Source organism: Rhizobium altiplani (assembly GCF_001542405.1).
Taxonomy (GTDB): Bacteria; Pseudomonadota; Alphaproteobacteria; order Rhizobiales; family Rhizobiaceae; genus Rhizobium; species Rhizobium altiplani.
The window spans coordinates 147,299-172,345 of sequence record NZ_LNCD01000106.1 but is presented as its reverse complement, the minus strand read 5'-3'; the positions used below and the strand labels follow the sequence as shown (position 1 = coordinate 172,345).

Annotated in this window: 22 protein-coding genes; 7 read left to right on the top strand and 15 right to left on the bottom strand. The window is 61.1% G+C overall.

Annotation, left to right across the window (positions count from 1 at the left end):
• Positions 1-11: 11 nt before the first annotated feature.
• The 7 genes from AS026_RS26005 to AS026_RS25975 all read right to left on the bottom strand — a co-directional run bounded on the left by AS026_RS26005 (position 12) and on the right by AS026_RS25975 (position 7,685).
• On the bottom strand, positions 12-608 hold the full coding sequence (locus tag AS026_RS26005) for a DJ-1/PfpI family protein (RefSeq protein WP_025659311.1): 597 nt from the start codon (positions 606-608) through the stop codon (positions 12-14).
• 171 nt (positions 609-779) lie between these two features.
• A complete protein-coding gene (cydX, locus tag AS026_RS26000) occupies positions 780-890 on the bottom strand; it encodes a cytochrome bd-I oxidase subunit CydX (protein WP_018857158.1) in 111 nt (36 codons plus the stop codon).
• A 12-nt stretch (positions 891-902) separates the two neighbouring features.
• Complete coding sequence (gene cydB / locus AS026_RS25995) at positions 903-2,057, bottom strand: cytochrome d ubiquinol oxidase subunit II (protein ID WP_062372748.1); 1,155 nt, start codon at positions 2,055-2,057, stop codon at positions 903-905.
• A 5-nt stretch (positions 2,058-2,062) separates the two neighbouring features.
• Positions 2,063-3,643, bottom strand: a complete 1,581-nt coding sequence (locus AS026_RS25990; protein ID WP_025659313.1) for a cytochrome ubiquinol oxidase subunit I — start codon at positions 3,641-3,643, stop codon at positions 2,063-2,065.
• 76 nt (positions 3,644-3,719) lie between these two features.
• Positions 3,720-5,411, bottom strand: a complete 1,692-nt coding sequence (gene cydC, locus AS026_RS25985; protein WP_062372745.1) for a thiol reductant ABC exporter subunit CydC — start codon at positions 5,409-5,411, stop codon at positions 3,720-3,722.
• Positions 5,408-7,102, bottom strand: a complete 1,695-nt coding sequence (gene cydD / locus AS026_RS25980) for a thiol reductant ABC exporter subunit CydD (RefSeq protein WP_062372742.1) — start codon at positions 7,100-7,102, stop codon at positions 5,408-5,410. The genes cydC and cydD overlap by 4 nt, the downstream gene beginning before the upstream one ends.
• Positions 7,103-7,106: 4 nt before the next feature.
• Positions 7,107-7,685, bottom strand: coding sequence for a GbsR/MarR family transcriptional regulator (locus AS026_RS25975; RefSeq protein ID WP_018857153.1), 579 nt, complete (start codon positions 7,683-7,685; stop codon positions 7,107-7,109).
• Positions 7,686-7,976: 291 nt separating this feature from the next.
• Between AS026_RS25975 and AS026_RS25970 the strand changes: the two genes are divergently transcribed.
• Both AS026_RS25970 and AS026_RS25965 read left to right on the top strand, forming a co-directional pair.
• Positions 7,977-8,651, top strand: coding sequence for a Crp/Fnr family transcriptional regulator (locus AS026_RS25970; RefSeq protein WP_082728607.1), 675 nt, complete (start codon positions 7,977-7,979; stop codon positions 8,649-8,651).
• Positions 8,652-8,742: 91 nt separating this feature from the next.
• Positions 8,743-9,903 (top strand): aminotransferase, encoded by a 1,161-nt coding sequence (locus tag AS026_RS25965; RefSeq protein ID WP_062372739.1) that lies wholly within the window; start codon positions 8,743-8,745, stop codon positions 9,901-9,903.
• Between the two features lie 250 nt (positions 9,904-10,153).
• Here AS026_RS25965 and AS026_RS25960 read toward each other — a convergent pair whose 3' ends face one another.
• The 6 genes from AS026_RS25960 to AS026_RS25935 all read right to left on the bottom strand — a co-directional run bounded on the left by AS026_RS25960 (position 10,154) and on the right by AS026_RS25935 (position 16,340).
• Positions 10,154-11,260, bottom strand: coding sequence for a Gfo/Idh/MocA family protein (locus tag AS026_RS25960; RefSeq protein WP_062372735.1), 1,107 nt, complete (start codon positions 11,258-11,260; stop codon positions 10,154-10,156).
• Between the two features lie 11 nt (positions 11,261-11,271).
• Entirely contained in the window at positions 11,272-12,057 is a 786-nt protein-coding gene (locus tag AS026_RS25955) for a ThuA domain-containing protein (protein ID WP_025659319.1), read from the bottom strand.
• Positions 12,058-12,132: 75 nt separating this feature from the next.
• Positions 12,133-13,161: an ABC transporter ATP-binding protein gene (locus AS026_RS25950; protein WP_062372731.1), complete on the bottom strand. Its 1,029-nt coding sequence runs from the start codon at positions 13,159-13,161 to the stop codon at positions 12,133-12,135.
• 12 nt (positions 13,162-13,173) lie between these two features.
• Positions 13,174-14,004 (bottom strand): carbohydrate ABC transporter permease, encoded by an 831-nt coding sequence (locus AS026_RS25945; RefSeq protein ID WP_018116605.1) that lies wholly within the window; start codon positions 14,002-14,004, stop codon positions 13,174-13,176.
• A complete protein-coding gene (locus AS026_RS25940) occupies positions 14,004-14,990 on the bottom strand; it encodes a carbohydrate ABC transporter permease (protein WP_018857147.1) in 987 nt (328 codons plus the stop codon). The genes AS026_RS25945 and AS026_RS25940 overlap by 1 nt, the downstream gene beginning before the upstream one ends.
• A gap of 84 nt (positions 14,991-15,074) precedes the next feature.
• Complete coding sequence (locus tag AS026_RS25935) at positions 15,075-16,340, bottom strand: ABC transporter substrate-binding protein (RefSeq protein ID WP_025659323.1); 1,266 nt, start codon at positions 16,338-16,340, stop codon at positions 15,075-15,077.
• 315 nt (positions 16,341-16,655) lie between these two features.
• Here AS026_RS25935 and AS026_RS25930 point away from each other — a divergent pair, with 315 nt between their 5' ends.
• The 5 genes from AS026_RS25930 to ligD all read left to right on the top strand — a co-directional run bounded on the left by AS026_RS25930 (position 16,656) and on the right by ligD (position 22,156).
• Positions 16,656-17,681: a substrate-binding domain-containing protein gene (locus tag AS026_RS25930; protein ID WP_018857145.1), complete on the top strand. Its 1,026-nt coding sequence runs from the start codon at positions 16,656-16,658 to the stop codon at positions 17,679-17,681.
• 336 nt (positions 17,682-18,017) lie between these two features.
• Positions 18,018-18,374, top strand: a complete 357-nt coding sequence (locus AS026_RS25925) for a hypothetical protein (RefSeq protein ID WP_205634490.1) — start codon at positions 18,018-18,020, stop codon at positions 18,372-18,374.
• 148 nt (positions 18,375-18,522) lie between these two features.
• Entirely contained in the window at positions 18,523-18,792 is a 270-nt protein-coding gene (locus AS026_RS25920) for a hypothetical protein (protein ID WP_025659324.1), read from the top strand.
• An 11-nt stretch (positions 18,793-18,803) separates the two neighbouring features.
• A complete protein-coding gene (gene ku / locus AS026_RS25915) occupies positions 18,804-19,637 on the top strand; it encodes a non-homologous end joining protein Ku (RefSeq protein ID WP_018857143.1) in 834 nt (277 codons plus the stop codon).
• A gap of 2 nt (positions 19,638-19,639) precedes the next feature.
• Entirely contained in the window at positions 19,640-22,156 is a 2,517-nt protein-coding gene (gene ligD, locus AS026_RS25910; protein ID WP_062372722.1) for a DNA ligase D, read from the top strand.
• Between the two features lie 19 nt (positions 22,157-22,175).
• On the opposite strand, the gene ku (AS026_RS25905) is transcribed toward ligD, so the two are convergent.
• Positions 22,176-22,985 (bottom strand): non-homologous end joining protein Ku, encoded by an 810-nt coding sequence (gene ku, locus AS026_RS25905; RefSeq protein WP_025659326.1) that lies wholly within the window; start codon positions 22,983-22,985, stop codon positions 22,176-22,178.
• 104 nt (positions 22,986-23,089) lie between these two features.
• Complete coding sequence (locus tag AS026_RS25900; RefSeq protein WP_062372719.1) at positions 23,090-24,097, bottom strand: DNA topoisomerase IB; 1,008 nt, start codon at positions 24,095-24,097, stop codon at positions 23,090-23,092.
• Positions 24,098-25,047: the final 950 nt, after the last annotated feature.

Here is a 25,047-nt window from a genome sequence, read left to right as displayed (position 1 = left end):
CCTCCGTCTCCTCAGGCGGCGTCCGTTTGTAGCAGCGCCGATGCGTCCAGCACAGCCATGAATTGCCGTAACCAGGAGGGATGTGCCGGCCATGCCGGTGCGGTGACGAGGTTGCGGTCCGAGACCGCGTCGCTGATGGCGATATCCGCGTAAATGCCGCCGGCGAGTTCGACTTCCGGGCGGCAAGCGGGATAGGCCGAGCAGGTGCGGCCCTTGAGGACACCGGCTGCGGCAAGGAGTTGAGCGCCGTGGCAGATCGCCGCTACAGGCTTGCCGGCCTCGAAGAAGTGCCGGACGGCTTTGATGACATCAGGGTTGAGGCGCAGATACTCGGGCGCGCGACCGCCAGGGATCACGAGCGCGTCGTAATCTTCAGCGCGAATACTGGAGAAGGTTGCGTTGAGCGCGAAGTTGTGACCGCGCTTCTCGGAATAGGTCTGATCGCCTTCGAAATCATGGATAGCGGTCGCGACTGTCTCGCCGGCATTCTTGCCGGGGCACGCAGCGTGAACCGTATAGCCGCAGGCGAGCAGCGTCTGGAATGGGACCATCGTTTCATAGTCCTCGGTGAAGTCGCCGGTAATCATCAGAATCTTCGAAGCTGGCATCTGTTTCCTCCCAAAACCAACGGGAGGAGCTTAGCAAGGCAGGCGAGCGAACGGGTACTAAGGGAATACTACAGCCGAGATTCCGATGAGGCCGCGCACGCAAAAGCAAAGGGGAAGCACCGGTCGAGCGCGTCCCCGTCTGTTCTACTGCGAGGCAGACAAAAAAAGTCGCTATTGCTTCTTCTTTTTTGCCTCGTCGTCCATCAGTTCATACCACATGGCGTTGAGGACGGCGAAGGCGGCGGCCAGAGGCAAGCCGAGGATCCATGCGAAGTACCACATCGTCTTTCTCCTTTAATAAGCGTGGCCGCTCTTGTCGTTGACCGTCCCTTCATCGACCTTGCCCCAGAGAACTTTGTAGACCCAGGAAGTGTAGGCGATGATTATCGGCAGAAAAATCAGCGACACGACAAGCATGACGAATAGCGTCGTGTGGCTCGACGAGGCATCCCACACCGTCAGGCTCGAGTTTGGCTCGAGCGAGGAGGGCAGGATAAACGGGAACATCGAGAGACCGACGGTCGAGATGATTCCGAAGATCGAGAGCTTGCTGAAAAGCAGCGTTGCGACTTCCCACTTCGCCCGCATGGCGACAAACGCTGCTGCGGCTCCAAGGAAGCCCAGGGCCGGCGCAATCATCATCCACGGGTAGGTGCCGTAATTGGCCAACCAAGAGCCGTCATGCGCTGCCGTCTTGAGGAGCGGATTCGACGGACCGGCCGGATCGATCTCGCTGGTGATGTTGTAGCCGTTTACACCAAGCGCCAAAAAGATTCCGCCGAGCGCGAAGAGGGCGATCACGCCAAGCGCGGCCAGGCTGCCGTAGCTTCTTGCACGCTCCGCGACCGGACCGCTGGCTTTCAGGACCAGCCAGGCTGCGCCGTGCATGACGAGCATTGCGACCGAAAGCAGGCCGCAAAGCAGCGCGTATGGGTTCAGCAACCCGAAGAACGACCCCTCGTAGAAGATGCGCATGTCAGCCGGATCGAAGCGGAACGGCACGCCCTGCAGCACGTTGCCGACGGCTAGGCCGAAGATCAGCGACGGAACGAAACCGCCGATGAACAGCGCCCAGTCCCAGTTGTTGCGCCAGCGGGCGCTCTCGCGCTTCGAGCGATATTTGAAGCCGACCGGCCTCAGGATGAGCGCGAGGAGGATCGCGAACATGGCGAGGTAAAAGCCGGAGAACGAGACCGCGTAAAGCGGCGGCCAGGCAGCGAAGATCGCGCCGCCGCCGAGGATCAGCCAGACCTGGTTTCCTTCCCAGACAGGGCCGATCGTGTTGATGGCAATACGGCGCTCCGTATCCGTCTTTGCGACGAAGGGCAACAACGTGCCGACGCCAAGGTCGAAGCCATCCGTGGCGGCAAAGCCGATCAGGATCACGCCAAGAAGCAGCCACCAGATCAAGCGGAGGATTTCGTAGTCTATGAGTTCGTGCAGGATCATGATCGTTACTCCGCGGCTGGAACGAGGGTTTCGGAGATCAGCTCGGCTTCCGGCTCATTGTCCGGCTCAGGTCCCTTTTGGATGGCTCTGATCATCAGCGTCATCTCGACGACGATCAGCACTGTATAGAGCGCGGCAAAGCCGCAGATCGTCAGCAGAACCGTGCTTGCGCCAAGGCTCGACACGGCCATTGCGGTCGGCAGCACACCTTCAATGACCCATGGCTGGCGGCCGATCTCGGCGACGACCCAGCCTGCTTCAATGGCAAGCCAGGGAAGCGGGATGGCGAAGACGGCGATCATCAGCAGCAGTGGATACTTATCCAGGTGGCGCCGTGCCGACAGCCAGAAGAAGGTCGCCGTCAGGACGATGAAGAACATGCCGAGCCCGACCATGACGCGGAACGACCAGAAGAGCGTCGGCACATGCGGAACGGTGTCGCGCGCGGCCTGGGTGATCTGCGCGTCAGTCGCCTGGCGCGGATCGTCGACATAGCGCTTCAGAAGAAGGGCATAGCCAAGCTCGTGCCCCAGTTCCTCGAAGGAGGTGCGGAGTTGAGGTGCAACCGCGTCCGGCGTTGCGGCGGCACGGATCTGCATCAGCGCGTCGTAAGCCTTGATGCCGTCGCGGATACGCCCTTCAGCCTCCCGTTCCAGCTGGTCGATACCGGGTATTTCCGTCGTCAGCGAGCGTGTGCCGATCAGACCCATGACCCAGGGAATGTGAACGGCGAAATGTGTCTCGCGCGCGTCCTGATCGGGGAAGCCGAAGGCAGTGAAGGCGGCAGGCGCCGGTTCCGTCTTCCACATTGCCTCGATGGCGGCGAGCTTCATCTTCTGGTTTTCGGTTGCGAGGTAACCGCTTTCATCGCCGAGGACGACGACCGACAGTGCCGAGGCAAGGCCGAAGGATGCGGCAACCGTCATAGAGCGCTTCGCCATTTCGAGGTGGCGGCCCTTGAGGAGGTACCAGGCCGAAACACCGAGAACGAAGATCGACGCGCAGACATAGCCGGCCGAGACGGTATGGACGAACTTCGCCTGGGCGACGGGGTTGAAGACCACGTCGAAGAAGCTGGTGATTTCCATGCGCATTGTCTGCGGATTGAGCGCCGAGCCGACCGGGTTCTGCATCCAGCCGTTGGCGACGAGAATCCATAGCGCCGAGAAATTGGAACCGAGTGCCACACACCATGTCGCCATTAGGTGACCGACCCTCGACAGCTTGTCCCATCCGAAGAAAAACAGGCCAACGAAGGTTGCCTCAAGGAAGAAGGCCATCAGCCCCTCGATTGCGAGCGGGGCACCAAAGATATCGCCGACATAGTAGCTGTAATAGCTCCAGTTCATCCCAAACTGGAATTCCATGACGATGCCGGTGGCGACACCGATCGCGAAGTTGATGCCGAAGAGTATGCCCCAGAACTTCGTCATCTGTCGCCAGATGTGGCGGCCCGTCATGACGTAGACGGTCTCCATGATGGCGAGCAGCACGGAGAGTCCGAGCGTCAAGGGTACGAATAAAAAGTGGTAAAGCGCGGTCAGCGCGAATTGGAAGCGCGATAGCGCGACGATGTCTAGTTCCATTGTTTTTCTCCCACGGCCCCATGGGGTATGAAGAGTTTCCGCCAAACCGGATTGCCTGGCGGCCATGTCGTGTGACTCAGTCCGGTCTCAGCCGGTTCAAAGCCTTTTCGAACGCCGTCTCTCCACGGCGTGAAACTTCTGTGATGCGACCATCCTCCATGACCGCGATGGCATCGGCTATCGCGGCTTCGCGACGGATATGTGTGGCGATGACGAGCGAGCGTCCGTTCGCCTTCTCCACCAGACGGCGGATGACGTCGCGCGCGGTGGCGCCATCGAGACCTTCCGTCGGCTCATCCAGCAGCCAGAGCGGCGTGTCGCGCAGGAAGAGGCGGGCGAGGGCAAGGCGGCGCGACTGACCACCCGAGAGCCCCATGCCGCCTTCGCCAAGCGGCGTGTCGAGGCCGCGCGGCAAAGCTGCGACATCCTGCAAGAGGCCCGCCGCGGCGAGCGCCTCGCGCAGGGCGGTGTCTGGTGCATCGGGGCTTGCAAGCAGGAGATTGCCGCGAAGGCTATCTTGGAAAAGCTCCGTTCGCTGCGTCAGCAGGGTGGCGTCGAGGCATTCGACGCTTCCTTGGCTGGCGCGCATTTCGGCTGCGAGAAGGGAAAGAAGTGTTGATTTTCCGGCGCCGCTGGTGCCAACCAGGGCGAGCCTCTCCCCCAATTGCAGATCGAGATCGATATTGTGAAGCACGGGTGTTTCCGTGTCGTGTCCCGCGCTGACGCGGCTCAGGCGAAGCGCAAAGCCGGGAAGTGGCGCGGCGCTGTGGTGTAGTTCTTCATCATCTGCCGACAGGCGGGGCGCGATGCGGCGGGCAGCCACAAGCGTACGGCCAAGTTCCATCGCCCCAAGGCGCAAGGCACCAAAGGGCTCGACAGCGGCGAAGGCGATCAGGATCCCAAGCACGGCGACTGGTGGGCTGACTGCGCCCCCATGGGCCAATGCCGCGACTGCCAGCAGCGCACCGGTCAGCAAAGCAGTGGCGGTGAAACCGAGGCCGATTGTGATGCCGGCTTCGATGCGGTTTAGGCGGTCGTCGGCGGCAGCGGCGTAGTGGTCGGCATCGGCAATCGCCGTACGCTGCGCGTCAAGGCGTCCGGCCATCAGCAAGTCGGTCTGCCCGGCAACGAGATCGATGGTGCGGGCGCGAATGGCTTCGATGCCGTGGGTGCGTCGACGGGCGTGCTTCGTTGCCCGGCGTCCAGCAAACAGCGGAATGCCGAGACCTGCGACGAGCAAGACACTGCCGGCAGCCAGTCCAAAAAGCCGATCCATGAGACCAAGCGCGACGCTTGTTGCAAACGCTGCGACAATAGCGACGCCCGCGGGTACCAGCACGCGCAGGTAAAGGGAATCGAGTGCATCAATGTCGCCCGTCAGGCGGAAGAGCAGGCGGGCCGGTCGGCGTGCGAGCTCGCGTGCGGCACCGGGCGCGGCCCATCCACGGAACAGCCGTTCGCGCAGAGCTGCGAGGACGCTCAGCGTTGCGTCATGAGTGGCTAGCCGTTCGCCGTAGCGTGAGGCGGTTCGGCCGAGTGCAAGCAGGCGAATGCCGGCCGACGGCATGAAGATGTCGAAGGTGGCAATCGTTGCGGCCGAAAGTCCGGCGATGCCGGTTGCGGTGATGAACCAGCCGGAGAGGCCGAGCAGGGCAATCCCCGCGGAAACGGTGGTCGCGGAAAGTGCGGCCCCAAGAAGCAGACCGCGGCGGCGTGCGGTCAGGAAAAGCCTAACGATCGGCTTGAGGCTGGAAAGCGATGTGCTCACTCGGCGGCCTCCCGTGCAATTTCGCGATCAAGGACGACCGTCCGGCCCATGCGTGCGGCAAGCTGTGGGTCATGGGTTGCGACGACAAGGGTGCGGCCCTTGGCCAGAGCGAGCAGGCTCTCGGTGATGTCGCGTGCGGTTTCGGCGTCGAGATGGGCGGTCGGCTCGTCCGCAAGTACGATGCAGCCCTCCGCATTACAGGCGGCGCGGGCGATGGCGATGCGCAGGGCTTCGCCGCCGGACACTCCCGTGCCTCCATCGCCAAGCGGACGGCGAGCGTGGCTGCGGGCGAAGCGGCCGAGCTTTGCGAGATCAAGGGCTCTTGCCACGGCCTGCATGGAGACGCCGGGCCGGCCGAGCGAAATGTTACCGGCGACCGTGCCGGCAAAAATATGCGGCTTCTGGCCGACCCAGGAGATCTTGGCCTGAAGGGCGGGGCTGGCTGGTTGTCCGTCGAGGGTGACGCCGCCGGTCTCACAGGCGGCGTGGCCGGCGATCAGTGCGAGCAGGGTCGATTTGCCGGAGCCGCTGGGGCCGAGCAGCGCAACGTGCTCACCGGGGCGAATGCTCAAATTGAAGGTATCGATGGCGGCGTTGCTGCCCTCGCTGTAGCGGAAGCCGATATTCTCCAAGCGGATGGCACCAGCTGCAGTTTGGGGTGCGGATGTATCGCTTACGATGGGCAGTTGGAGTCCATCCGCACTCAGCGCTTCGATCGCCTTGATCGCCGCTTCGCCGGCGGCACGGTCATGCCAGACAGCCGAGAGCTCGCGCAGCGGCTCGAAGAAGGCGGGTGCAAGCAGCAACACGAAGAGACCGCTCGTCAGGTCGAAACCACTGGCCCAGGCACCGAAACGGATCTCGCCGAGCAGGGAGAAGCCGACATAGACGGCGACCAGCGCGACGCCCAGCGCAGCGAAAAGCTCGAGAACCGCCGACGACAGGAAGGCGATTTTCAGAACGGCCATGGTGCGGGCCTTCAGCGAGTCTGCATCGGCTCTGAGCCTCGTCGCGGTGGCATCGACGGCACGAAGCGAACGGATCGTGGCCATGCCACGCAGGCGATCGAGGAGGAAACCGTTAAGGCCGCCAGTCGCCGCCAACTGCTTCTCACTCGCCGCCTGCGCACGCCAGCCGATCAATGCCATGAAGATCGGGATCAGCGGCATGGCAAAAAGGAGAATGAGAGCTGCAATCCAGGAAATGGGGAACACACAGGCAAGGATGACGAGCGGCACTGCACTCGCCTTGAAGCGGGCGGGTTGGAAGCGCGAGAGATAGGGAACGATCATATCGGCTTGCTCGCCGATGATGCTTGCGGCTTCGCCGGAGCTAGGTCTTGTGCTGTCGATCGGCGAACGTCGGGCGAGGGCTGCGACGGCCAGTTCACGCCGCATCGACAATTCGGCGCGCGCTGCGCGAAATGCCATGCGGCCGCCGGTGGCCTCGAGGCAGCTTTTTACTATCCCGAGCAGTGCAATATAGATGGCGAGCCACAAGACGTCGTTGAAGCCGCCACCGTTCGCGATGCGGCCGACTGCCGTTGCGAGAAGCGCTGCCTGCGGGATCCAGATGAGCGATGTCAGGGTCTGGACAGCCGCTGCCTTGCGCAGCCCACCATGTCTGGGCACAGGTTTCGACGGCTTGCCGAAAGCCTGCTTTCCGTTTGCGTCTAAGCAAGCACTTGCCATAGCGCTAACTCTTGTTCGCAGGATTGGGCCGGCGGCCGCGGCCGAGCGAAACGACTCGGTCCTTGGCCTCTAGCAGCTTCGTCACTTTCGCACCTAAGGAGAGTAACGTTGCAAGCCGCTCTGTTTCAAGTTGTTTTACGTCTTCGTACCAATGCGTTAGCTGCTCGATCAGGGCGTGCATCTCGCTCATGCGCTCTTGGGCATGGCGCTCGGCATCGCTTGCCGGGCGCTGCATCAGGATTTCCCGCAGCACCGAGAGCGTCGGATCGACCTCGCGTTTCTTGCGCTCTTCCGCCAGCGTTCGCAGGATCTGCCAAACGTCGTCCGGGGTGGTGAAGAAGTCGCGCCGGTCATCCGGCTTGTGTTTCAGCAGGACGAGGTTCCAAGTCTGCAGTTCGCGCAGGCTCATCGAGACGTTCGAGCGCGAAATGCTGAGGGCATCGGCAATTTCCTCGGCACAGAGCGGTGAAGGCGACACGTAGAGCAGGGCGTAGATCTGGCCGACCGTGCGGTTGATGCCCCAGCGCGAGCCCATTTCACCGAAATGCAGAACAAAGGATTGAACGAGCGGTGGGAGATTCATATACGGTCTCCGTAATGTCTGTAATTTCAGAAATTTCTGAAATCACTATAATCCGGTCGGCTGTCTGGGCAATCGGCAAGTGAGGCCTGCGGCAATTTGGTGCCTCGATAGGGGTCAGGAAGCAGAAGCCGGCCGATCGTTGGGGAACGGCGTAGCGCGCCGCTTCATCGTGACACTTTGACCACGATCAAGAAATTGCTGTTCTCTCGCCATGGCCGTGGTCTATGCTTTTGCGCGGAGCTGATTTTGATGCGCAAAGACATACATAATTCAAACATACCAGTGCGTTGCATGAGCTGTGAGATCCGCCACAAGGGCGTGTGCGGTGCGCTCAGCGCTGAGGAGCTGCTGATGCTTTCCGCGCATACACGCCTGGTCAATTATCAATCCGGCGACGAGCTCGCTGGTGAGAAGATGCCGGCCGAATCCTATGCCACCGTGATCCGCGGCGTCGTGAAGCTTACGAAGAGGCTGGAAGACGGACGACAGCAGATCGTCGGCCTGCAGTTCGCTCCTGACCTTCTCGGCAGGCTCAATGCGAATGAGAATGCCGTGTCGGTGGAGGCTGCCTCCGACGTCAACCTCTGTCGCATTCCGAAGGCCGCGCTGGAGCGCATGGTCAAGAGTAATACCGCACTGGCCGAGCGGCTGATGGCGCAGGCGCTGCGTGAGTTGGACGAAGCGCGGGACTGGATGGTAACGCTCGGACGCAAGACGGCCGCCGAGAAGGTTGCTAGTTTCCTGTTGCTGATCGCCACCCATCTCGATCCCGAAACTGTCGGCGAAAAGCGCCGGTTCGAGCTGCCTTTGTCGCGGGCCGACATTGCCGACTTCCTGGGGCTGACCGTCGAAACGGTTTCCCGCCAGCTGTCGAAGCTGAGAACCGACGGCGTGATCTCGATCGTCGCCAACAGGCATATCGAGGTGCCGAAGCTGTCGAAGCTCAAGGCCTGCTGCGGCTCCTGACGATCCCTGTGCGGCATTCTTGAATGCAGGTTGCCGAGCAAGCCCATTCCGTGCAGGAGTGATGGTTCACCTCGTTCGAGAAGAGATCTGCATGTCTGCCTTGGCCAATCCGCTTGTTTCCCGCCTGTCTCCGCCACCCATTCCCTCGGTTCTCGCCTGGGCTCGCGAATACAAGGGCGGCAAAGGTCCACTGGTCGATCTCTCGCAGGCGGTGCCCGGCTATCCAGCCCATCCCGAAATGTTGCGGCTGCTCGGCGAAGCGGCATCTTCGCCGAAGACGACGGGCTATGGGCCGATCGAGGGCGAGGGCGTGCTGAGAGACGCATATGCCCGGCATATGTCTGACGTCTATGGGGCGTCCGTTGCTGCCGCCAATATCCATATCACTGCGGGCTGCAACCAGGCCTTCATGTCGGTGGCCATCGCGCTCGCCGGTTCCGGCGATACCGTGGCGCTGACCAACCCGTTCTATTTCAATCAGGAGACGACGCTGTCGATGCTCGGCATCAAGCGCGTTCTCGTCGACTGCAATACGGAAAATGGCTTCCTGCCTGAGGTGCAGTCGGCCGAAAAGGCGCTCGCGGCCGGCGCCAAGGTCTTGGCGGTGGTCACGCCGAACAATCCGACGGGCGCTGTCTATCCGCCTGAATTGCTGCTGGAACTGTTTAGCCTCTGCCGCAAGCATGGGGCGTGGCTGATCGTCGACGAAACCTATCGCGACTTCCTTCCCGAAGGCTATGGCGCCCCGCATCCGTTGCTTGGCATCCCCAGCTGGGAAGACACGCTGATCCTGCTCTACAGCTTCTCGAAGTCCTTCTGCATTCCCGGCCATCGTCTCGGAGCGATCACCGCCGGCGTTAACGTCGTTGCCGAGATTACCAAGGTCATGGACAACATGCAGATCTGCGCGCCGCGCGCTGCGCAGGTTGCCGTTGCCGAGGCAATGCCGATCCTTGCGGACTGGCGGGCGGGAAATCGCCTGGAGATTGCGCGCCGCGCGGATGCGTTGCGGGCCGTCATGTCCGGATTGCCTGCCTGGGAGATCGGTGCGCTTGGCGCCTATTTCGCGTTCATCCGCCACCCGTTCGCGGAGCTCAGCTCAGCCGCTGTCGCAGAGCGTCTGGCGAAGGAGGCCGGTGTTGTTTGCCTACCTGGGAGCTATTTCGGGGAGGGGCAGGAGCACTATCTCCGCCTGGCTTTCGCCAATGCCGATGCGGCTTCGATCGGTTTGCTCGCGGATCGTCTTCGGTGATCTCGAAATGATGAAGGCCCGCGCTAGCGGGCCTGCATTGTTCAACTCCTGTGGCGTATCGAAGCGGATGTCCCATCCGTCGTCACCCCGGCCCATGAGCCAGGGTCCAGCGCGCGCAAGTCCTTGCGCGCGAAAGATCTTTTCGCACCGCGGACGCCGTGCGGCTGGATGCCGGCTCAAGGCCGGCATGACGGAGACAGTCGTATGAATGTCCGCATCAAGGTGCCTGGCTTTTTCGCAGGTGCCTTTGTCAGACCACGACGGTCAGCGGCGGTATCCGCTTGTCTGCCGGGCTATCCTGCTCGGAGGCCTCCAGCAGATTGAGCTCCCGCCGCTCCTTCTCCGACACGATCGCAAGGTCGAGGACCTTCTGCAGATTGGCGGCGTGGCGGAAGGTCGGGTCGTCCTGCTTTCCGGTTCTGACGGCTTCCGCAAAGCGCTGATAGTTGGTCAGAACAGCCGGGACCTCGACGTCGCGCCAGGTGGCGGTCTCGATATCCTCGCCGAAGCAGCCGCGCAGTTCGGAACCGTCAGGGCGATGGATGACCTCAAGGCTGCCCTTTTCGCCATAGACGCGAAGTTTCAGCTCATTGAGATGGCCGGTTGCCCAGCGGGTCGCATGGATGACGCCGAGTGCACCATTGGTGAAATCGACCGACATGGTGAAGCTGTCGTTGGCATCCAGCAGGTACTCGCCGATCTGGCCGCCCGGTGCCTTGTTAAAGGTCTTCAGGCGGGCAAAGACGTGGTCGATATCGGTCGCCGCGCCATAGGCGGCGAAGTCGAGGATGTGGATGCCGACGTCGCCGAGCACGCCGTTCGAGCCGTGACCGGTCGACAGGCGCCACAGCCAGCGCGATTCCGTGCGCCAGTCGCCCCAGGCGCGCGAGACCAGCCAGCTTTGCAGGTAGGAGGCCTCGACGTGCCTGATGGTGCCGAGTTCTCCCGCCAAGACCATTTCGCGGGCCCGCTGCAGCGGAGCGACGTTGCGATAGGTGAGGTTGACCATGTTGATGACGCCGGCAGCCTCTGCCGCTTCCGTCATCTCCAAGGCGTGGTCGTAATGCTCGGCCAGCGGCTTTTCGCAGAAGACGTGCTTGCCGGCTGATATCAGCGCCAGGCTCGTCGCGTGGTGGATGCGATCAGGCGTGACGTTGGTGGCCGCGTCGAATTCACCCCATGCGATCGCTTCCTCGAGCGTCTGGAAGCGCTTCTCGATGTGGAAGTGATCGGCAAATTCGGCGAGGCGCGCCGGGTCGGTATCGACGGCGCCGACAACTTCCACGCCGTCGATGGCGAGGAAGTTGGCAACCTGGTTTCTGGCCATCGAGCCGGTGCCAAGAATGAGTAGTCGCATATGTGTGCTCCTCAGCGGTAACCGGCTTCGCCGGCCTGATGCAGTCGCGGGCCGCGTTCGACGATCGGCTCTAGAGCCTTTTCGACCGGAACATTCGGGGCATCGGTGATGCTCTTCAGATCACCTTGCGGGTTATAGGCCCATTTCACGCCGTTGATGAGTACCTTCTGAACGTTGGCATCATGATAGGTCGGATAGGTTTCGTGGCCAGGGCGGAAGTAGAAAATGTTGCCGGCACCGCGGCGCCAGGTGAGGCCCGAACGGAAGACTTCGCCGCCCTGGAACCAGGAGATGAAGACGGTTTCCAGCGGCTCCGGCACGGAGAACTGCTCGCCGTACATTTCCTCGTTTTCGAGAACGAAGTTTTCATCGAGACCGGCGGCGATCGGGTGGCGTGGGTTGATCGTCCACAGACGCTCGCGCTCGCCGGCTTCGCGCCACTTCAGCGCGCAGGGGGTGCCCATCAGACGCTTGAAGATCTTCGAGAAGTGGCCGGAGTGCAGGACGAGAAGGCCCATGCCTTCCCAGACGCGCTTGGCGACGCGCTCGACGACAACGTCGGAGACCGCGCCGTGATCCTTGTGGCCCCACCAGGTGAGGACATCGGTTTCGGCAAGGCGGGCTTCCGTCAGGCCGTGCTCGGGCTCCTGCAGCGTGGCCGTCGTCGCCTGGATCGCCGGATCGGTATTCAGCGCGTTGGCGATGGTGGTGTGCATGCCTTCGGGATAGATGCCCCGAACGATGGCATTGGTGGTCTCGTGGATGTTTTCACCCCAGACAATGGTGCGAATAGGCAAGGTCTTGCTCCTTCATGCAGATGGTGGATCGACCTCGATGGGAGGCGAGGCGGATCCTGTGGTTTTTGGTAGATGTCAGGCCGCGCCTTTAAGGAACACCCTCTCGAGCGCGCGTCCGGATTGGTCGAAGCGATGAACACGGCCAGCCATCGGGGAAACCCCGAGTTTCTGGCCGGGCTGGTGGCCGGAGACGCCCGTTTCCCGCACGACAAGCGGCTCTGATGTGCCGATGTCGAGATAAACGAAGCTGTCGGAGCCGAGAATTTCGGAATGAATGACGGTGCCGCGCCAGGCGGCGTCCTGCTGAACGATCTCCATATGCTCGGCGCGAACGCCGATGGTGTGGGCATTGTAGGGTGCCGAGAACTCACCGGTCAGGAAGTTCATCTTCGGCGAACCGATGAAGCCGGCGACGAAAACAGAATTCGGCGTCTCGTAGAGTTCGAGTGGCGTGCCGACTTGTTCGACGACGCCGTCCCGCAGAACGCAGATGCGGTCGGCGAGCGTCATCGCCTCGACCTGGTCGTGGGTGACGTAGATCATCGTCGTGCCGTGCATGCTGCGGTGAAGCTTGGCGATCTCCAAACGCGTCGCGACGCGGAGGGCTGCGTCGAGGTTCGACAGCGGCTCGTCGAACAGGAACACCTTGGGATCGCGGACGATGGCGCGACCGATCGCGACACGCTGGCGCTGGCCGCCCGACAGTTGGCGTGGCAGACGCTCCAGGTAGGGCGACAGCTGCAGCATGCCGGCTGCTTGTTCGACACGAGCCTTGCACTCTTCCTGCGTGCGTCCCGAGAGCTTCATTCCGAAGGCCATGTTCTCGAACACGGTCATGTGCGGATAGAGCGCATAGGATTGGAAGACCATGGCGATGCCGCGCTTCGACGGCGCGTAGCGGTTGACCGCCTCGCCATCGAAGGAAAGCGTGCCCGAGGTGATGTCCTCCAGCCCGGAGATCAACCGCAGCAGTGTGGACTTACCGCAGCCGGACGGGCCGACGAAGACCATGAACTCGCCCTTGCGGATGTCGAGCGAGACGCCCCTGATGACTTCAAGCGCACCGAAGCTCTTGCGGATATTGTCGAGTCGAATCTGTGCCATATCGTGCTTTCTTCAACCTTTGACGCCGCCGGCGGTCAGGCCGGAAATGATGCGCCGCTGGAATATCAGGACCAGGACAACGACAGGGACCGTAACAATGACGGATGCTGCCATGATGTTGCCCCACGGGATTTCGAACTGGCTGCCGCCCGAAAGCAGGGCAATGGCAACCGGCACCGTTCGCTGAGCGTCCGATGAGGTGAATGTTAGGGCGAAGAGGAATTCGTTCCAGGCTGTAATGAAGGCAAGCAGACCGGTCGTGACTAGAGCCGGCCACATCAGCGGCATGAAAACCTGGGTGATGATGACCCACGGCGAGGCGCCGTCGACGATCGCCGCTTCCTCGATTTCGATCGGCAGATCGCGCATGAAGGTGGTCAGAACCCAGACCGTGAAGGGCAGGGTGAAGATCATATAGGAGAAGATCAGCGCGAAGGGCGTGTTGAAGATGCCGATCCAACGGATCAACTCGAACAGGCCAGCGAGCACGGCGATCTGCGGGAACATCGAGACCGACAGGATCGTCAGCATCAGCAGCGCGCGGCCGCGGAAATTGACGCGGGCAAGCGCATAGGATGCTGTGACGGCCAGCAGCAGCGAGGCTGCGACAACGAGGATGGCGACGAGCAGCGAGTTTCCGAGGCTGCGGATGAAGCTGCCGGTGGTCAGCACCGACGTGTAGTTGGTGAGCGAGATCGAGGTCGGCCAGTAGTTGACCTCGAAAAGGGCAGTGCCGGCTTTGAAGCTCGTCAGGATCGCATAGTAGAACGGGAAAACCGCGATTATGACGATGACGGTGACGAGCAGATAGAAGAGCGTGTTCTTGGTCAGGGTCAGCAGCATCAGCGGTCGCTCCCACCGAGTTTGACGCGACCGAGCCACATGTAGAGCACGGTGATCGTCGCGATGATAAGGAAGAGCACGGTCGACGCCGTCGCCCCATAGGCGAACTTGTCGAAGTCGAAGAGGTTTTCGCGCGCCATGACGGACATGGTCTTGGTCTGAGCATTGTTCGGCGTCAGCACATAGATCAGGTCGAAGATGCGCAGAGCGTCGAGCATGCGAAAGATCACGGCGACCATGATGGCCGGGCGGACAAGCGGCAGGGTCAGGCGCCAGAATACCTTGATCGGATTGATGCCGTCGATCTTTGCCGCCTCGTAAATATCGGCAGGTACCATCTGCAGACCGGCGAGGATGAGAAGCGCCATGAAAGGCGTCGTCTTCCAGATGTCGACGATCAGCACCGCGATCATTGCCGTCTCGGGATTGGCGGTCCAGGCGATCTTCTGGCTGATCAGGCCCATGCCGAGCAGGATGTCGTTGAGGATGCCGAACTGGTCGTTGAGCATCCAGGCCCACATCTTGGCGGAAACGATTGTCGGGATTGCCCAGGGAATGAGGATGGCGGCCCGGACGATGCCACGGCCAGGGAAATTCGCGTTCAGTACCAGGGCGACGATGAGGCCGAGGATGGTTTCGATGGTCACCGACAGGAACGCGAATTTCATCGTGTTCCAGACCGCTTTCCACCAATTCGGGTCGGCGAGCAGGCCGCTATAGACCGTGCGCCCGCTCTTCAGCGTGATCCAGGAGAGGTAGTTCTTGAAGCCGACGAACTCGGCGCCGCTGAGGTTGGTGAGCGATGCGTTCGTGAAGCTGAAATAGATCGTCCTGAAAAGGGGCCATCCGGCGACGACGGCAAGAATGAACAGGGTGGGGGCCAGGAATATCCAGGCGGAACGGATGCGCTCGGCGCGCAAGTCCGACGAGGTATTGACGGCGCGCGCTCGCGATCCGACGCTTTGGGAAACTGCGGCTTCAGTCATGTGGTACCCGCTTCTTGAGGCGATTGACGGTGGCGTCTCAGGGAAGGGCAGCGGCGGGACGTCCGCCGCTGCCGATGCCTTCGATTACCAGTTCTCGCCCTTCAGCGATGTCAGGTCGGCCTCGAGAAGCTCGAGGTTTTCTGCGGACGTGCCGTTGCCCGAAAGCGAGTTGTGAACGGCGGTCCAGAACTTCGAGGAGACTTCGTTGTACTTGACCTTGGCGGATGCCGACGGACGCGGAACGGCGTTCTGGAAGATTGGTTTCCAGTTCGGCATGAACGGCTGTGCCGCGGCGATGTCCTTGTCGTCATAGAGCGCCGACAGCGTCGGCAGGTTGGAGAGCTCGATCGCCCGCTGTTTCTGGCTCTCCTTGGAGGTCAGGAACTTGGCGAGCGCGATCGCGGCGTCCTGGTTCTCAGAGTATTTGGAGACTGCGAGATTCCAGCCGCCGAGCGTCGATGACGGCGAGTCGCCTTGCTTGGCAACCGGAAGCGTCGTTACATCGAACTTGCCCTTGACGGCACTGTCTGCGCCATTGCCGAGGGAATAGGCATAGGGCCAGTTGCGCATGAAGACGGCATTGCCGGTCTGCCAGACGCCGCGGGACTCTTCTTCCTGATAGGCGAGGACGCCGCCGGGCGAGATCGTCCCGATCCATCCCTTGGCGCGGTCAAGCGCTGCCGCGGCATTCTCGTTGTTAATGGAGATCGTGCCGTCCGGTTCGATGATCTGGCCACCGCCCGACGACTTCACCCATTCGAGCGCGTTGCAGGTCAGGCCTTCGTAGGCATTGCCCTGGAAAACATAACCCCAGAGGTCTTTCTGGCCGGCGGCGCGTTCCTTTTCCTGGATTTCCTTGGCGGTTGCCGCCATTTCGTCCCAGGTCTTCGGCGGCTGCTTGCCGTATTTGTCGAGCAGGTCCTTGCGGTAGTAGAGCGCCGGCGCGTCGGTGTAGAGCGGTAGCGCCACGAGGCGACCGTTCACGGTCTGCGAAGCGATGATCGACGGGAAGAAGTCGCCGACGACATCCTTGGCGGCATCCTTCAGGTCGACGAACTGATCCGCCAGCTGCGGCGCCCAGATGACGTCGGTCTGATAGATGTCGACGTCCTTGTTGCCGGCGGCGAGCCACAGGCGGTACTGCGAGAACTGCTCGGTCGAGGAGGACGGCATGGTCACGATGCTGACCTTGTTGCCGGTCTCCTTCTCGAAGGCGTCGAGCTGCTTGCGGAGGAGCTCCAGGTTCTTGCCTGTGGAGCTGGCGGAAATGCTGATATTTGCGGCGAAGGACGGTTGTGCGACGCCAATCAAGGCGGCCGCGACGGCGACCGCTGTGAAACGAAACTTCATATCTTCCTCCCAAAAGAACCAAACATTGGAAAAATTGAAAACGGTTTGGCTGGAAAAAGTTGTCAGAAGGTCGATATTGAGTCAAGCGGGCACTCGTGCCAAAGTCGCACAACCGCGATCACATATTGATAACAAAGCAAAATCATAGAGATGCTGCTCAATTTGGTTGTGGGTAAAGGTCGAAATACCTCTTCGGGGAATATCCAAAATTGAAAACGGTTTGGTTGCTTGTAAGCTGCTATGCTTAGGCCATAAGCAAGACCAGCACTTGGCGGCGATCAGCCAGATGGACCAGCACGAAAGACGCAATGTTGAATGAAGCTTAAAGAGTTCGCGAAACAGGTCGGATTGTCTCCAACGACAGTCAGTCGTGCGCTGAGTGGTTATCCTGAGGTGAGCGAGACCACGCGTGCACGCGTTGCGGAAGCCGCCGTCAGACTGGGCTACAGCCCGAACGTCAACGCGGTGCGGCTGAAGACGGGTCGGGCGGGCGCGATCGGCGTGGTGATGGGGCGTGCCGGCGAGTTCCACTTCGCCGAATTCATGGCCGGCATGGCGGAGCGGCTGGTGGCGGAAGAAACCGACATTCTCGTCATCCCGATGGCGGATCCGAACCAGGAAGACGAGATGCAGCTTTACCGCCGACTTGTGGAGAGCCGGCGCGTCGACGCGATCATCGTGCATTCGCCGAAACCGAATGACGAGCGCATCGCGCTGCTCCACGAGCTCGGCATGCCCTTCCTCGTGCATGGCCGGTCGGCCATTGACGTGCCGCACGCCTGGCTTGATATCGATAACGAAGCTGCGATCATGCGCGCGACCTCGCACCTGATCGATCTCGGCCATCGGCGAATTGCGATGATAAACGGTCGGCCGGGCGCGACCTATGCCCTTCACCGGGACAGCGGCTTCCGCAAGGCTCTTCAAAGCCATGGCATCGAGCCCGATCCGCAGCTGATGGCGAGCGGGAATTTCACCGACGAGCTTGGCTTCCGCTTCGCTCGATCTTTCCTCGAACAACCCAACCCGCCAACTGCCTTCGTCGCCGGATCCATGATGACGGCGCTCGGCGTCTATCGGGCGGCCCGCTCGCTCGGGCTGCAGATCGGCCGGGACGTTTCGGTCATCGCTCACGACGACGTCTTTCCGTATCTGACGGCGGACAACATGGTGCCGTCGCTTTCGGCAACGCGGTCTTCGATGCGCGCGGCAGGAACGCGATGCGCCGATCTTGTCCTGCAATTGCTGTCGGGACGGTCTCCGCTGGAGATCCACGAATTGTGGCCCGTCGAACTGATCCTGCGCGAGTCGACGGGGCCGGCCAGGCAGTCTACGTCCTGACGTCATAACTACGGATGCCGCTTCCCCCGGGACGGTTGCAGGTAGAATATCGCGCGTTTTTCCAAAACGATGGAAAGATGATTTCCGCCTCAGCGGAATTTCGGTGCCTCGTTGATTGAGCGGACGGCGCCAAAATCGCATATTGACGGCAGTTGCTCACGCATGTCGACCATCCTCCCGGTCGATGGGCAACTGTTCCCTCTGGAGGTTTTGACCTTCGAACTCCCAGCCACCGTGAATAGCGGTGGCTTTTTTTTGCCTATCGCGCCGTCGACGTGCCTCGGAACATTCGGTTGCGGCTCGTTTCCTCCGGAAGAAGAGTTGAAGGAGAGCGTCATGCAGGTCGTCGGCACGCAGGTCATTCCCGAGAAGGGTGGCAAACTCGGTTTCACAATTGAATTCGTGGGCGATGGAGGGGAGATCGTTTCCGTCCAATTGCGCAATGACGAGAAGCAAACCCTCAACTCAAGGAACGCGGTTGAACGAGCCCAGGCTGTCATGGCGGAGATGGCTACGGCCGACACGGAAGAGGCCAGCGTCGGCCGATTGAAGGCACGGCCGAGCGCTCGTGCCGCCGGCGATCAGACCGCAATGGAAGAACAGCTGGACGAGGGATTGGAATGCACATTTCCAGCCAGCGACCCAGTTTCGGCAACTGGTTCCAGCATTCCGACCGGATCGGCAAAACACTGAGGACAGCGCCTGAAGGGCGTCGGCGGTTCCGCTTTGGCCCGATCAGGTTGCAAACGAGGAAAAAATCTGGCGCTCGCGGCGGTGCGCCGGAACTTTTTCGCTTCCAATCCATTGAATCCCTTCGTTGCCGAAGCAGGCGGGTGATCAGGTGCCTCAGATCCGGAAAATTGATCGCAAGAGCAAGCAGGTGGATGCCCGGGATAGGCTGATCATCGCGCTTTATGCTCAGCTCAAGGCCGAGCGTCAGACTCGCGAGACGCTGGAATGGGTTATTCGGAATGGGGGACTCTCGGACGAAGTCCTGGAGGCGATCGCGTCCGATCCGGTTCCAGTCGTCACCAGCGACGACATCGCCTCCGTCGAGAAGATCATAGCCATTGACCAGCGACGCAAACGCAAACTGCAAAACCACAACTGAGGGGGAATGTCATGGCAGCGCGGGCAAGCTGGAAAGGCCATCTCAAGGTCGGAGACCTTGTCTGCAGCGTAGGATTATATACGGCGGTTTCGACCTCGGACCGCATCTCGTTCAATATCATCAACCGGAAGACCGGCCATCGGGTGGAACGGCAGTTCGTCGATAGCGAGACGGGCAAGGCGGTTGAGCGGGATGACCAGGTCAAGGGATACCAGCTGGACAATGGCGAATACATCGTCATCGAGGGCGAGGAGATGGCTGGCGTCATGCCGGAAAGCGACAAGGTCCTCAACGTCCAGAATTTCGTACCCTACAGCGAGATCAACAAGCTCTATTTCGACAAGCCCTACTACCTGGCGCCCGTCAGCGAGGATGATGAGGAGGCGCTCGGTCTGATCGCCCGCGCCATGCGCGATCAGAAGGTCGCCGCGATCGCGGAAGCAGTGCTCTTCCGCCGCAACCGTACCGTCCTGATCCGGCCGCAGGACGACTATATCATCGCAACGACGCTGAGCTTCGATTACGAGGTGCGCAAGCCGGAGACGGTCTTCAAGGACATTCCGGAGATGAAATTCGACAAGGAAATGCTCGAACTGGCCGGGCACATCATCGGCACAAAGAAGGGCACCTTCGTTCCACAGGAATACGAGGATCGATACGAGATGGCGCTCTCGGAGCTGGTCAAGGCGAAGATCGAGGGCAGGGAGCTACCGAAGGCCAAGCCGAAGCCGCAGGGCAAGGTCATCGATCTCATGGACGCTCTGCGCCAGAGCGCCAAGCTGAGCGCCAAGCCGCGAGCCGGAAAGGCAGCGCGGGCAGATAGCGGACAGACGAAGGCGAGCTGACGATGGCTCTCCAGGCCTATCAAGCCAAACGCAATTTCAAGGTAACACCGGAGCCGCGCGGGAGCAGGCGTGTCGGCAAGCCTCCAGCGCAGGCCGCGCTCAGTTTTGTCATTCAGAAGCACGACGCGTCGAGGCTCCACTATGACTTCCGGCTCGAGCTCGACGGCGTGCTGAAAAGCTGGGCCGTTACGCGCGGTCCAAGCCTCAACCCCGATGAAAAGCGCCTTGCCGTCCATGTCGAGGACCACCCGCTTGATTATGGCGACTTCGAAGGCATCATCCCGAAGGGCCAGTACGGAGGCGGCACGGTGCTGGTTTGGGATCGCGGCACATGGACGCCAAATGGCGATCCGCACAGGGGCTATAAGAAGGGCCATCTCGAATTCGACCTTGACGGCGAGAAACTGAGCGGCCGCTGGCATCTGGTCCGCATGCATGGCAAGCCGGGTGAACGCCAGGAAAACTGGTTGCTGATCAAGGCTGATGATGCCGAGGCCAGCCACAAGGGCGACATTCTCAAGCAGCGACCTGAATCGGTGAAAACGGGCCGCAAGATCGAGGAGGTGGCGAAGCACCCTGACGCCACCTGGAACTCCCATCCCAAGGGAGCGTTAAAGTCCGCCTCTTCAAAGCCCGCAGCGAATCAAGCAAGACCGAAACGTCAGGTGTGGCCGAAGGGGGCCGAGAAGGCGGCGTTGCCTGCCTTCATCGAGCCTGAACTTGCCAAGCTCAAGGCCAAGCCTCCGTCGGGAGAAGGGTGGATTCACGAGATCAAGTTCGATGGGTACCGGTTGCAGGTTCGGCTTGAGAAGGGCAAAGCCACTCTGCTGACCCGCAGCGGGCTCGACTGGACCGACAAATTTGGCCCGGAAATCGTCGCGGCCTTCACGGCACTGCCGGCGAAGGCCGCGATCCTCGACGGTGAAATCGTCGTCGAGCGTGAAACCGGCGCCTCGGACTTTTCGGCCTTGCAGAATGACCTTAGCAAAGCCCGGCACGATCGGTTCGTGTTCTATGCCTTCGATCTGCTTTACCTCGATGGATACGACCTGCAGCAAGTGTCACTGACCAATCGCAAGGCCTTGCTCGCGGACCTGCTCGCCGACGTCGACGCGCGACTTCGCTATAGCGAGCATTTTACCGAGAAGGGTGCCGTTGTGCTGGAACACGCGCGCCAGCTCGGGCTCGAAGGCATTATCTCGAAACTGGCTGACAGCGAGTACGTGTCGGGACGTACCAGCGACTGGGTCAAATCGAAATGCCTGCAACGGCAGGAGCTGGTGATCGGCGGCTATGTGCCTTCGAGTGCGATGAACAACGCGATTGGCTCGCTGGCAATGGGCGTTTACCGCAAGGGAAAGCTGGAGCATGTTGGCCGGGTCGGAACGGGCTTCAGCGTCAATGTCGCGCACGAACTCTATGACACGCTGTCGGCGATGGAGCAGACGGAGAGTTCTTTCGACGACGAGCTCACCCCCGAGGAGCGTCGCGGGCTGGTCTATGTGAAACCGAAGCTTGTTGCCGAGGTTGAGTTTCAGGCATGGTCGGCGGACAACAAGTTGCGGCACGCCGCGTTTCGCGGGTTGAGAGAAGACAAGGCGCCAGAAGAAGTTATGCCCGAAGCAACAACGACGACTGCGCAGGAACTGCCTCAATCCAGCGTCACGCTCACCCATCCCGATCGGATCTATTGGCCGGAGGAGGGGATCACCAAACAGGGACTGGTCAGCTATTACGCACGGGTATGGCGCTTCATTGAGCCCTATGTGACCAAGCGGCCATTGGCATTATTGCGTTGCCCCGACGGCATTGCCGGCCATCAGCGGTTTTTCCAGAAGCATGCCTGGAAAGGCATGAACGCCAATATCGAGCAGATCACCGATCCGAAGGACAGGGGCGGCGAGAAGTTGCTGCGCATCACCGACTTCGACGGGATGGTCGCGCTCGTCCAATCGGCCGTGCTGGAGATCCATCCCTGGGGGGCGACGACGGCGAGTTGGGAGCGACCGGACATGATCACGATGGACCTTGACCCGGCCGAAGACGTTAGCTGGGCCGAGGTGATCGCCGCTGCCTACGAATTGAAGGAGCATTTGGAAGCCGCGGGCCTGGCGGCCTTTGTCAAAACCTCCGGCGGCAAGGGGCTGCACGTCGTAAGCCCGCTCAAACCGAAGGCCGGCTGGGCGCCGGTCAAGACTTTCGCCAAGGCGCTGGCCGACGGCATGTCCAGGGATCACCCCGACAAGTATCTCGCGACCGCCACGAAGGCGAAGCGGAACGGCAAGATCTTCATCGATTATCTGCGCAACGGTCGCGGCAACACGGCCGTCGCCGCCTATTCGACGCGTGCGCGGCCCGGCGCTGCTGTTTCGATGCCGCTTGAGTGGAACGAACTGACCGATGAAATCGGTCCGGCCTATTTCACGGTCGACAACGCTCCGGCACGTCTCGATGCCTTGCGCAGCGATCCATGGGCGGATTTCTTTGCCGCCGCCGTTCCCCTTGAGAAGCGAAAGTAGCGGAGGCGGCTGCGGTCTCTCAACGAGATTTCGGGCGTCCCGTTTCCTTGGCGAGGCTCTTTTTCAGGGCGTCCATGATGTTGACGACATTGCCCGTCGGCTTGGATGCCGGCCGCTTGGATGAAGGCGGTGTGGCTTTGACAAGGCTCTTCTGCTTCGCACGGATCATGGCTCGCAAGCGCTTCTGGATCGGATCCTGCACCATGGCGGGCTGCCAATCCTCCGTTCGATCCTTGACCAGCTTCTTCATCATGGAGAGCACCGTGTCATCCACTTTGCCGTGGCTATCCAGTGTCGCGGCCGGCGGGCGAACTTCGTCGCCGAAATGCAGTGTCCAGAGGATGATGCCCTTGCCCTGCGGCTCCAGGAGGACGGCGCGCTCACGTCGGTAGAGAACAAGTCGCGCAACGCCGACGACATCGTTTGCCTTCATCGATTCGCGGATCACGCAGAAGGCTTCGGTGCCGACCTTGTCCTCCGGCGTCAGAAAATGTGGTTTGTCGTACCAGATCCAATCGATCGAGCCGCGCGGCACGAAAGTGTCGATGTCGATCGTCTTCGTGCTTTCGAGCCCGACTCCATCGAGTTCCTTGTCCTCGAGGATCACATAGTCGTCCTCGCCACGCGGATAACCTCGGGCCTGATCCTTGTCGGCGATCGGCTTGTGCGTGACGCCGTCGACGTAGCGGCTTTCGACGCGGTTCTTCGTCTTTCGGTTCAGGACGTGAAATCGAAGCTGGTTGCTGTCCGTCGTCGCCGGTGTCAGGGACACTGCGGCCGTGACGAGTGACAGTTTGAGATAACCCTTCCAATACGTCTGACGTGCCATTCGCGCCCTGGCGCCCTGGCGCCATCTCCCGTGGCCGCATTCGCGGCAATCCTCCATAACGGTGTGAGCAGCCGTTTGGTTCCATTGCGCGCGGACAGATAGAGTCAGTGCCCATTGAGCGCCTTGAGCCAGCGGAGCACGGCGATCTCCTCCTGATTCATCCAGCGCAGCAGTCGCACGCTTCGGCTCGGTCGGGCGTTGGCGAGACTGGCAAGGTCGCCGGTCTCAAAGCTTTCGAATATCTTTGGATGGATATAGGACGACCGGCATACTGCGCGCGTGTTGACCAGGCGCGCGGCAATTGCGTCGATGACTTCATTCACCTGCCGGGCGCGCCCTCGCTGGCTTTCGTGTGGTTCAAGCGAAGCCAGCCCGGTCGCAGCCATTTGCGTTGCTCCCCAAGTGCGGAATTGGCGGGACGTGAAATCGGCTCCGGATGCTTGCCGTATGTAGCTGTTGACGTCCTGTGATTGGATGGGGTGGCAGACACCATCGTCATCGATGTACTGGAAAAGCTGTTGCCCGGGCAGCTCCTGGAGCATCTGCACGGCGCGCGTGATGCGACGGTCGCTATGACTGAGGCGCCATTCCTTTCCTGACTTGCCCTTGAAGCGGAAGTGAATGCTCGACCCTGATATTTTCACATGCTTGTTGCGCAGCGTCGTCAGGCCATAGGACGCGTTCTCCGCGGCGTAGCTCGCATTGCCGACGCGGATGAAGAGGTTATCGAGCAGCCAGACGATTGTTGCGAGCGCCTTGTCGATGTTGGGTGCCCGGCGCCGGAGGTCTGAATCCACCTTCTTCCGGATCGCGGGAAGCGCCGAGCCGAAGTCGGCAAGCCGCTCGAATTTGCTCTTTTCCCGCTCGGCAGTCCATTTGGGATGGTAGCGGTATTGCTTGCGGCCGCGAGCGTCGCGGCCAGTGGCCTGCAGGTGGGAATGGGGGTCGGCAGAAATCAGGACCTCGGTATAGGCCGGGGGAATGGCAAGCGCGGAGATGCGATCGAGCTCCGATGGCTCCGTGATACGGATGCCACCGGCGTCGTAATAGACAAATCCCTTTTTGCCCGCCTGCCTGCTGATGCCGGTCTCCAGGCTCGCTATGAAAACCAAGCCGTCGGCAGTCGACGCCCCATTAAGTTGCGACGTCGCCGGTTCGTTGCGGGGTTGCGATTTATGAGTCGTTCTCTGATCCACAGTGAGCACGAAACGTCGTTGTCGTCGCTAGGTTCCGCTGCCGGCTAGGTAAGACGGCGGAACGGCGGCGAACGCGGCATTGAGTGAAGGTGGCGCGCTTGGCCCGGATTACCAATAGGACTTGGTATCTGGCTATAATCTCCCTCTACTTTCAAGGGCTTCGGTGCGCCGGGTGTGACCGACGCGCGGCACTGCCGATTCGATTCGCAAGATGGCGGCGAATTCGTCAGACCTAAGTCCAACTACCCAAGCACTGGGCCAGCGCTAACTGACCCTTGTCCTTCTGCCCCGAAGGATGAGGGAGGCTTTAGGATGTCGCGGACCAACCCTCCTGCAGCCTCCCTCCTTCCGATCGGACCTTGGTCCAACTTTCCAAGCGGGCATGCTCTGTCTAAGTTGTTCTCGTCCTTCCGCCAAAAAGGACACGCAAGGGCGCCTTCGGGCTCCCCGAGGGCTCGAGAGGATCACCAACGGGTAGGCTGACCTCTCGGCTCTCCCGTGTGAGGCAAGAGCTTCCTGCTTGACCCGGCCTGATGGCATTTGAGACTGGTGGGCAGGAGGGAAGACCCCGATGACGCCACGCAGCACGAGATTGTGCTTAGGTACCCACTCGCCTCGTCGGTTCTCCCGCACACGGCCTTGTCGAAGCGCCCAGCGACGGCCGCTACGTGATTGAGCACCCAACCGGCGACATGGAGGTGTTCCTCGATATAGGCCCAGACGGCAGAGTGAAGGGCGCAGGGACGATCAGGACGTCAAGGAAGCTTTTTGACGGCATTGTCTTCCCCAGTTGATACTGACAAGCTTCGAAGAAGGCCGCCCAACGGTAAACCCAGACACCAGACGGTGAGCGGAAAACCGCGATC